Here is an 8,773-nt window from a genome sequence, read left to right as displayed (position 1 = left end):
CAAGTATGAACTATGATCATTTTACAGTGATAGGTTGATATTTTTTGCTGGTATATTTGGGTAAATAAGCGTTTCATCTTATCAAGCAAAAACTGTACACTTTATTCTAGCAGTCACACCAGAACACTAAAAAACTTATAGAAAAGATTCTAGTTGATTTTTTCTTGTATTTTGGTAAAGGGTGGAATGAACTATCCGTAATAAAATGTGAGGAATATCTTGAATACTTGATAAGAGTAAATGTACATAAAAAATTGTCTCCATCAAATCTAAATCAGAAAGTTAAAGTTATATATCGGTTCCTAAACTTTTTAGGTGAGAGAAATATAATTGATCAAGAATGTATCTCCCCATTTAAAAAGTATTTAGATAACCGAATTTTTGCTCGAAATGGACAAAAGAAAAAAATCAGTGAAGGAAAAATGAATAGCGTAAAAATTCCACGAATAATTAGTGATTTTCTTATTTTTCTACAAAATAATGATTATCGATCTGTTAATCAATATAAAAAACGCATTTTGTCCTTTGAAAAATTTTTAGGTGTTAACGGTGCGAATATTGATCTATTTTTGGAAGAAGGAAAGGAAGATTTTTTATTTGATCAAATTGAGAAATATGAAAATATGATTTCTTCAAGAGTATCAAATGAAGAAATTACATTGGCTACTGCCACTAGAGACCTTAATATAATAAAATTATTTGTTAATTTTTTGTATAGCAAAAAGTTAATTCGAAAGAAATACACAATTCCAATATATCTACGTGGAAGATCTAAACGGGATAATGCATATGTGCCAAAGCAGAAAATGATTGAATTGATGAATACCATATATGATTACTCCCATCATGTAAAACGTGATTTATCGATTTTCTTAATCATCGTCGACACAGGTTGTAGGCCAATTGAGATTTCTAATTTGAAATTTCGAGATATTGATACGATTGAAAGAACTCTTTCGTTTGAGTGTGGAAAGACAGAAAGAAGAAAGGTGAAAATAAGTACTGAAGTAATGAGTGTAATAAAGGATTACCTTCAAATTAGAAATAATTATAATCCAAAAACGGATAATTTATTTATTAATTGTAAAGGAGAGCCAATTACTTCAAGTTACATCAATTTCATATTTTATTCAGCAAATCTTAAGGCTTTTGGGGAATCGCTATACCCAGCAAAAGCGTTCCGACACACCTATATTACGAATGCCCTAGAAGAATATAGTTTTGAAAGGGTCTCTAAGGCAATTGGTCACAAAGATTGGAAATCAACCTATTATTATTACAACCGCTCTACCAAGCGTTTACTAGCAAATACCTTAAGCAAAAATCCATTATAATCAGGGAGGAATCATAGTGCCAATAAAAAAACAAACGAACATTGCTTATGAGGGTATATGTAATGAACTAGGCATAACAATTGATGAGTTATTGAAGTTAGTAAAAAACAAGGATAAACATTTATCTTCTTGTGAGGAAAAAATTTCGCTAATTCAAGTGATAGAGGAGTATGTACTTTATTTAAAAAAGTTAGAAAAGCTTAATCGTAGAAGTAGTAATACGTTAGTAACATATTTGAATTTTTTGTATAGGGTGAAATCCTTCGTTATTAGTAGAAAACCTAAAATTACATTATCTGAATTAAACGAAAGTATCATTTTTGAAATACTAGAGAACAGTAACCCTAGAAAAGATGAAGGCTTATCGATACATACTGTAAATAAGTACATGGCCATTATCCGCGGAATGTTAGGATATGCTTTTGAACAAGGATATACTGAAAAGGACTTAAGATACAAATTTTCTATTAATACAACGTCTACTTTGCCTAGATATCTAAATGATGTACAAATCGAGAAAGTACTTAAGGGAGCTCTTCAAAAAACATATGGCTATAGAAAGAGAGCCATGATTTTATTTTTATTGGGAACTGGGTGTCGAGTTAGTGAGCTTACGAATATGAAAGTTAGTGATTTTATCGTAGATGAAAATTTAATTCTTATTAGAAGAGGGAAAAGAAACAAAGAAAGATATATACCAATGTTTAAGGAAGTAAAAGTAGCTATTTTGCATTACCTAAAGGTGAGTGGTGTTAGCGAATGGAATTCAGATTTAAAAGGATATTTATTTTCCCAAGATGAGGGGTTAATAAGAGAGAAAAAGGTGTTAGAGCGAAGTGTCCAATATTTAGTTCGGGATCTATTTGATTCCATCGGGCTAGGGAAGGATTTTACTGTTCACTCTTTTCGGCACACGTTTGCTGTTAAATGTTTAAAATCAGGAATAAAGGAACCATATTTAATGCAAATGCTTGGTCATGAGGATCCTAAAACCACAGCTATATACACAAAGCTTCTTCCTAAGGATTTAAAAGAAGAAGTAATGAAATACTATCCATTTCCTTTTGAAGAACTTTTAGGACAATTAATCTAGTGGTGGTAAATATGAAAAGTCTTATAGAAGAAGTTAATCTATATCATTCATATTCTTTTTATTCATATAATTACAAAAGAATAATTAAAAAGAGGTTAGACGACTTTTTAAGTTATCTCGTTGTGGAAACAGATACCCCTGCTGAAGATATCCACTTAGAGAGAATTTACGAAACAGTAAACTTAAAGGGTGAAACACTATTTTTTTCTAGTCTAGATGTGGAATTGGTTGAGAAATATTTTATTTGTAATATTCATCAGAGCTATAATTGGTTACATCAATCTAAACGTGCTCTCCAAAGTTTTTTTTTTATATCTCTATAGGAAATATGACTTCCCTATTTTGACAAATGAGATGACTTTTAACATTGACCATCATAAGCAGCCACCTCTAAGGAAGGAAAAGTATGTGCCCACGAGACATGACTTATTAAAGTTTTTACAAAGTCTTTTGCGGAAGAGTTCTCATCTTGAACGAGACCTACTATTTTTTCTACTTTTGATGACAACAGGAAGTCGTCCTTCAGAAATACTAACCACAAAGATAAGTGAGATAGACTTTGTTAATGAAACTATTTATAAAAAGGAAACTAAAAACAAGTCAAGTAAAATCATAGTATTAAGGGAAGGATTCGGGATTATTCTTCAAAAATATATCGAAAAGTTTAGCCTGAAGGATGAAGATTATTTAATTAATAATAATGGTGACAATATGAATATCATCGAGCTACAAGGAACTTTTGAATTCTTTCTAAAAGAAGCAAATTTACCTTTTTCGACACTACATAAATTAAGGCATTCGTTTGCAACGATAATGGTAGAAAGCGGTGCAGAAATTTTAGTAATTCAACAATTATTAGGACATAAAAAAATACATTCTACTAAGACTTATATAGATCCAAATTATATAAGAAATAATGGTATGGAATTACAAATGAACAAGGAGTTATATAAACATTTAAGGTAGGTAGGAGCAAATTTGGTACAAAAGGATTTGAGCGTGTGGGGCAATAAATTTTGTACATGGTTGGATTTATTTACGTTTCTATGGAACCTGAGAAAGCATCAGAATTTTATTTAATGATTCATTGGATAAGAAATTAAGGAACATAAATAATGTGGCTACGTATAAAGTATAAGAAAGTAAATCATCTAAGTCCTCAGGTCTATCTTTTATAGGAATAGACATTAGTTTGTTACTGAAGAAATAAAGCGATTTGTTATCGTCTAAAAACGATGTTAGATCCTTTACCTTACCATCATTTGTGAAGTTTACATAATGATTGGAAGAGATTTTCTAGAGGACCAGGTTCATTTAGAACCGAAATCTTTTCCCTCTTTTTTTGAGGGAATAACTTCATGTTTAGTCTCCTTCTTTGTTATAAGTGATGTATGTTAGCTATTTTATCATAATAAAACTAGAATTTTCGGTTTCTTAGAAATGTTTATAATTGTAGATTAACCCTCTGTAACCGTCAGATAACTTTGAACACTTTTTGCAAAATTGAAGTGAACACTTTACTGGAAATTGGAACGTGCCCTTTGTCACTTTACATGGAGCCTCTGCGGGCAAGATTGTGAGCCACGAAGCCAGATGTACCAAAGTGTCTTGGCTCAGCTGAAGTAGGCTATCATGCCAGCCTCTCCAAATAAAGTGCACGTCTCTACTGGAAAATAGTGTTCAGTCTTATTTAGCATTTTTGGGTAAGAAAGTGTTCATTTCTACTTAGCGGTTACACCCTCAAACAATATTGAGTACTATCCTAACCGATGGGTTTTGAAATTATGGTATAAATATACATTTCCATTGTCACTACTTGGGCTGATGCTAAAGCAGTGAAGGAGCTTATTAAAGGAGACGTTACAGGAAATGAAGTACTGTTTTTTTAGTGATGAGCCGGATAGTGAATAAAAAAGTCTTAGTTTACTATAAATCGAATAATAGATAAGACAATAATCTATTTGGTACCTGTGGTGGGGCTCTTGAAAGAGTGTTTTACCTTCAGGTATTTTTTTATGTTCGAGTCTCAAGATATAAGCATTAATGATTAAATAAACAAATTTATATAGTCGGAAAAACAATAAGGTGCTATCAATTAGATGCTGTGTCAAGAAGTTTTATAATTGAAACAAATTTGACTATGCGAATCAGTTTTAATATTTTTTGTTTAGTATATTGTGTTAATTTAGAAAATTTGTAATAATTTTCTATAGTAGATAAATTATGATTGTTGGTTCCAATATTATTTTTATTTTCTAATAAACTAACATTTAGTGGGAAGGAGACTGGGATGAATAAAATAATTGAGGTGTCTGAATTAACTCGAGAGTATAGTGTAAAAAATAAGCGTAAAAAAGAGATAAAACTTGCATTGAAGGGGATATCATTTGATGTTCACGAAGGTGAAATATTTGGGTTATTAGGTCCAAATGGAGCTGGAAAAACTACAACTATAAAGGTATTAACTACACTATTAACCCCAACATCAGGTGATGTAAAAATTATGAAAAAGGACGTTGTAAAGGAAGGGGAAGAGATTCGTTCCAATATTAACTTTATGTTTGGTGGTGAAAAAGGGGTTTATGGTCGTTTAACTATTTGGGAATATTTAAAGTACTTTGCCTGCTTATATAAAGTGCCAATATCAGAACAGAATGATAGGATTAGGGAACTATTAAAATTAGTTGAATTAGAAGATAAAAAAAATCATAAAATTTATACCTTTTCAAAAGGAATGATTCAACGAGTTCATATTGCACGTTCTTTAATTAATAATCCTAATATCCTGTTTCTAGATGAGCCAACGATTGGATTAGATCCGGTTGTTGCAGAAAAAATAAGAGTAATCATTGAAAATTTGTCAAGGAGAAAAATTACTATTATTTTAACAACTCATTATATGAAAGAAGCAGATGATCTTTGTGATCGTATTGGGATAATCAGCCAAGGTGAAATACAAGTAATTGGAACTCCTAAGGAAATCAAGGGGAAATTTTCTCATTTAAATGTTTTTGAAGCAACCTGCAGGAAGATTCAGGAATTTTCTCTAAATGAGCATAACCTATTTAAACAAGTAAAAGTTCATCAAATTAATGAAGATTTATATTTTCTTCGTTTTGAAGTTGATAATTCACAATCATATGAGCGTGTTCGAACAGAATTAAGTAAAGTTGTAGAGGTTATTTCTCTCGAACAAAAAGAATTAACCTTAGAAGATGCCTATATTAATATTGTAAAGGTTGGTAAATGATGAATACTGTTTGGTTGATTTTATATGAAAGCCTTTATTTCACTAATTTAAGGAATAAGATGTATCAGTTCTTATTATTTATTCAGCCTATAATATACTTACTAATTGTGAAATATATGTTTATTTTACGAGGTGGGGAAAATGAAGAAAGATATCTTTTTGCAGTAGGAATTATGAGTATGTGGTCTTATGTACTGTATTCTTCGGGTTCCTCATTGGTGTCTTTAAAATGGTCTGGAACGCTAGAGATGATTATCAATGCGAAAACATCATTATTTAAGATTATATTGAGTAAGGCAATTAATAACGCATTTATTGGTGCTTTGACCATTGGGATAACACTTATTTATGCTAAATTTCTTTTCAGATTCAATTTATCCTTTGATTCATTAATAGGAATAATAGTGAGTGTGTTAACTTTAATTGTTAGCTTGGTTAGTATTGGGATGCTCCTTTCCATTCTTTATAGCATTTCAAAAAATGTTTATGCACACCAAAATATTATTTTATATCCAATGATGCTAATAAGTGGAATCTATTATCCAATCGAATTACTACCAGAGTTTGTGCAATATCTATCTTTTTTGATTCCTATGAGCTGGGCTATACATTCGTTGTATTTTGTGATTGAAAATAACTCATTTGACTATATTGACTTGATTACTAGTCTGATAGTCTCATGCCTGTATTTTACTCTATCATATGTTTTACTTAAACGAATGACACAGAAAATCAAAGAAACTAGTGTAATGGGGGTACTCTGATGTTTCGATTACACGAAAGTTTTACTTTTTTAACGTTTAAAGCAGTTTATTCTCTTCAAGATGTAAGAATGTACTTATTATTCCGTGCAGTAGACCCACTTCTATTATATATCTTCTTTGCTTCAATGGGGGCTTCCATTCTAGGTTCTGAGTATATTCATTTTATTGTTATTGGAAATATCTTTTTTATTACCGCAAGAACCTTCTTTTTCGGGTTAATCGGGATGTTCCGATATGAGAGACAATTCGGTACATTAGGGTTGAATGTATGTGCACCAACTTCTACATTTACGTTAATTCTAAGAAGATTGCTTATCCCGTTTATCGATTCACTTTTTGTTATTCTAGTCAGTTTGATGTACGCGTATGTAATATTTGGTATACAAATAAAATGGACATCATTACCTGCTTTAGTCATCTTCATTCTGGTGTTATTGTTTTCCTCAGGTGCATTGGCTTTAATCTCAGCAAGTATAAGCCTTACATTCAAAGATATTAATCTATTTACAAATGTGATAATTGGTGGAATGCAAATTCTTTGCGGAGTGTACTTTCCAATCACCTTATTACCTCATTTTGTTCAACTGATAAGCACCTGGTTACCATTAACAAACTCGATTATTGGGATCCGGTTTATCCTTGAGGGAAAACCTTTTGGTGATACCTATGTGTACTTACTTAAGGAGTTAATTATTGGATTTTTACTCTTTATAGTAGCTGCAATTATGATAAAAATGATGGAAGGTATTGCAAAGAGGTCGGGATCGTTAGTTGAAATAGAATAAACTTTAATATTCTTTTTAAAAAAAATTTCATGAGTTTTCAAACAAGTATAGGTTAATTCTAAAACCACACATTTTCTAATCTAGCATGTTTCTAACTAAACCTAGTTTCATACTGGATTTTATTATAGTCTCTATATTGTAAAAATTTTGAATATTTTATTGAAAAAAATGTAAAGTGTTGATAAAATTAGTTAAAAATAGAAAAATAGTATTTTATTGGAATATTTTATACGGAAATAACTTCTTAAAAACTGGATAGTTGATAATATTTTATGGGAATCTGAAATTACTTTGGCTATGATAATGACAAAGTAAAAATGCTTTATTAATAGGGACAGAGCATGAAGGAGTCCTGGATTTTACATTTATTTTTGAAGTAGTCCGAGGAAAGAAATAGTGTTTAAAAGTTTAAAAAATGAACTTAGGAGTACAATGCAAGGCTTCTGATATTTAAACTAATCACATTTGATGTCGGTTATTAATTGTTTGCCTTAAAAAATTTGGAATAGTAATAAAATGAATAGACAATATATCAAAAAGAAGTGAATTTTAAAATTGATCCTTCTCTGAGGTGAAAGTATGAGTGTTGAAATTAAAATTAAGGAATTAATTACAAAAATTGCAAAACAAAGTAAACCAGATGAAATAAGTAAAGAAACATTTTTGAAAGAAGATCTTTTAATAGATTCTATTAATATTATTTCTCTCATGATTGAATTGGAAGAATATTTTAATATTGTAATAGAAGACCATGAGATTACAGAAGAGCATTTTAAGACAGTTGGTTCTTTATATCATCTGATAGAATCTAAAATAAGTAGGGAGGCGAAATAATGATTAGAATAGGTATTCCAAACAGAGGAAGACTCTTCGAATTATCGAGAAAAATCATTAGTAGAAGCTATGGATTTAATGTAACTTTTACAAGAAATACAGTATATAAAGTTAGAGATGATATTGAAATTGTTTGTCTTAGATCAACAGATATTCCAGGTTTAATTGAAAAAAATATAATCCAATTTGGAATAACGGGTAATGATTACTTTATTGAATCCGAAGTCGATATTGTGGAACTGTCTAATTTAAATTTGTTAAATAGTTCTCTATGTTTGCTAACAAGGAAAGATTCTATTTTTCATAATACTGAGGAATTATTGTGTGGGAAGGATATCATAATTTATTCACAATATCCTAATATTGCTCAAGATTTATTTAGTGCATTCTCTAATATTACGATTGAAAAAATTGATGGTTCTGCAGAAGCTTATCTTCAATTGAATATATGTCATGCAGTTTTAGATATTGTTAGCTCAGGGGCTTCTTATTTAGACAATGACTTAAAAGTTATTCAAACCCTATTACCTGTTGCCAGTCATTTATATGTTAATAAGAATTTTGTAAATGAACACCCGAATGAAGTTGATAAGGTTTTAACTGCAATTACAGGAAACTCTGAACGATTGTCTATTAGTCATAGCACACTGACAAAATATGAGAAAATTAAGAAAGGAATCGCCTCTATTAATAAAATTGAAATGGTGAATTAG

At 30.3% G+C, this 8,773-nt stretch carries 8 protein-coding genes; all 8 read left to right on the top strand.

The genetic code is table 11. The features are described from left to right. Positions 1 to 164: 164 nt before the first annotated feature. The 8 genes from FCJ93_RS23850 (at position 165) to hisG (ending at position 8,773) form a co-directional block, all read left to right on the top strand. Positions 165 to 1,334, top strand: a complete 1,170-nt coding sequence (locus tag FCJ93_RS23850; RefSeq protein WP_137744864.1) for a tyrosine-type recombinase/integrase — start codon at positions 165 to 167, stop codon at positions 1,332 to 1,334. Positions 1,335 to 1,350: 16 nt separating this feature from the next. Further along, entirely contained in the window at positions 1,351 to 2,427 is a 1,077-nt protein-coding gene (locus FCJ93_RS23845) for a tyrosine-type recombinase/integrase (protein ID WP_137744863.1), read from the top strand. A gap of 408 nt (positions 2,428 to 2,835) precedes the next feature. Continuing rightward, positions 2,836 to 3,393, top strand: a complete 558-nt coding sequence (locus tag FCJ93_RS23840) for a tyrosine-type recombinase/integrase (RefSeq protein WP_170211402.1) — start codon at positions 2,836 to 2,838, stop codon at positions 3,391 to 3,393. A 1,324-nt stretch (positions 3,394 to 4,717) separates the two neighbouring features. Then, complete coding sequence (locus FCJ93_RS23835) at positions 4,718 to 5,677, top strand: ABC transporter ATP-binding protein (protein ID WP_137744862.1); 960 nt, start codon at positions 4,718 to 4,720, stop codon at positions 5,675 to 5,677. Further along, positions 5,677 to 6,441, top strand: coding sequence for an ABC transporter permease (locus FCJ93_RS23830; protein ID WP_170211401.1), 765 nt, complete (start codon positions 5,677 to 5,679; stop codon positions 6,439 to 6,441). Before FCJ93_RS23835 ends, FCJ93_RS23830 begins: the two co-directional genes overlap by 1 nt. Beyond that, a complete protein-coding gene (locus tag FCJ93_RS23825; RefSeq protein ID WP_095314818.1) occupies positions 6,441 to 7,226 on the top strand; it encodes an ABC transporter permease in 786 nt (261 codons plus the stop codon). The genes FCJ93_RS23830 and FCJ93_RS23825 overlap by 1 nt, the downstream gene beginning before the upstream one ends. A 579-nt stretch (positions 7,227 to 7,805) precedes the next feature. Continuing rightward, entirely contained in the window at positions 7,806 to 8,060 is a 255-nt protein-coding gene (locus FCJ93_RS23820; RefSeq protein WP_095314819.1) for an acyl carrier protein, read from the top strand. Further along, positions 8,060 to 8,773 carry an ATP phosphoribosyltransferase gene (gene hisG / locus FCJ93_RS23815; protein WP_095314820.1) on the top strand — a complete coding sequence of 238 codons (714 nt, stop codon included), beginning with the start codon at positions 8,060 to 8,062 and terminating at the stop codon, positions 8,771 to 8,773. The genes FCJ93_RS23820 and hisG overlap by 1 nt, the downstream gene beginning before the upstream one ends.

It is taken from the genome of Robertmurraya siralis (genome assembly GCF_005502275.1).
In the GTDB taxonomy this organism is placed as follows: Bacteria; Bacillota; Bacilli; order Bacillales; family Cytobacillaceae; genus Robertmurraya; species Robertmurraya siralis.
Note: the sequence above shows the minus strand (reverse complement) of the source record. Positions and strands in the feature narration are given on the sequence as shown.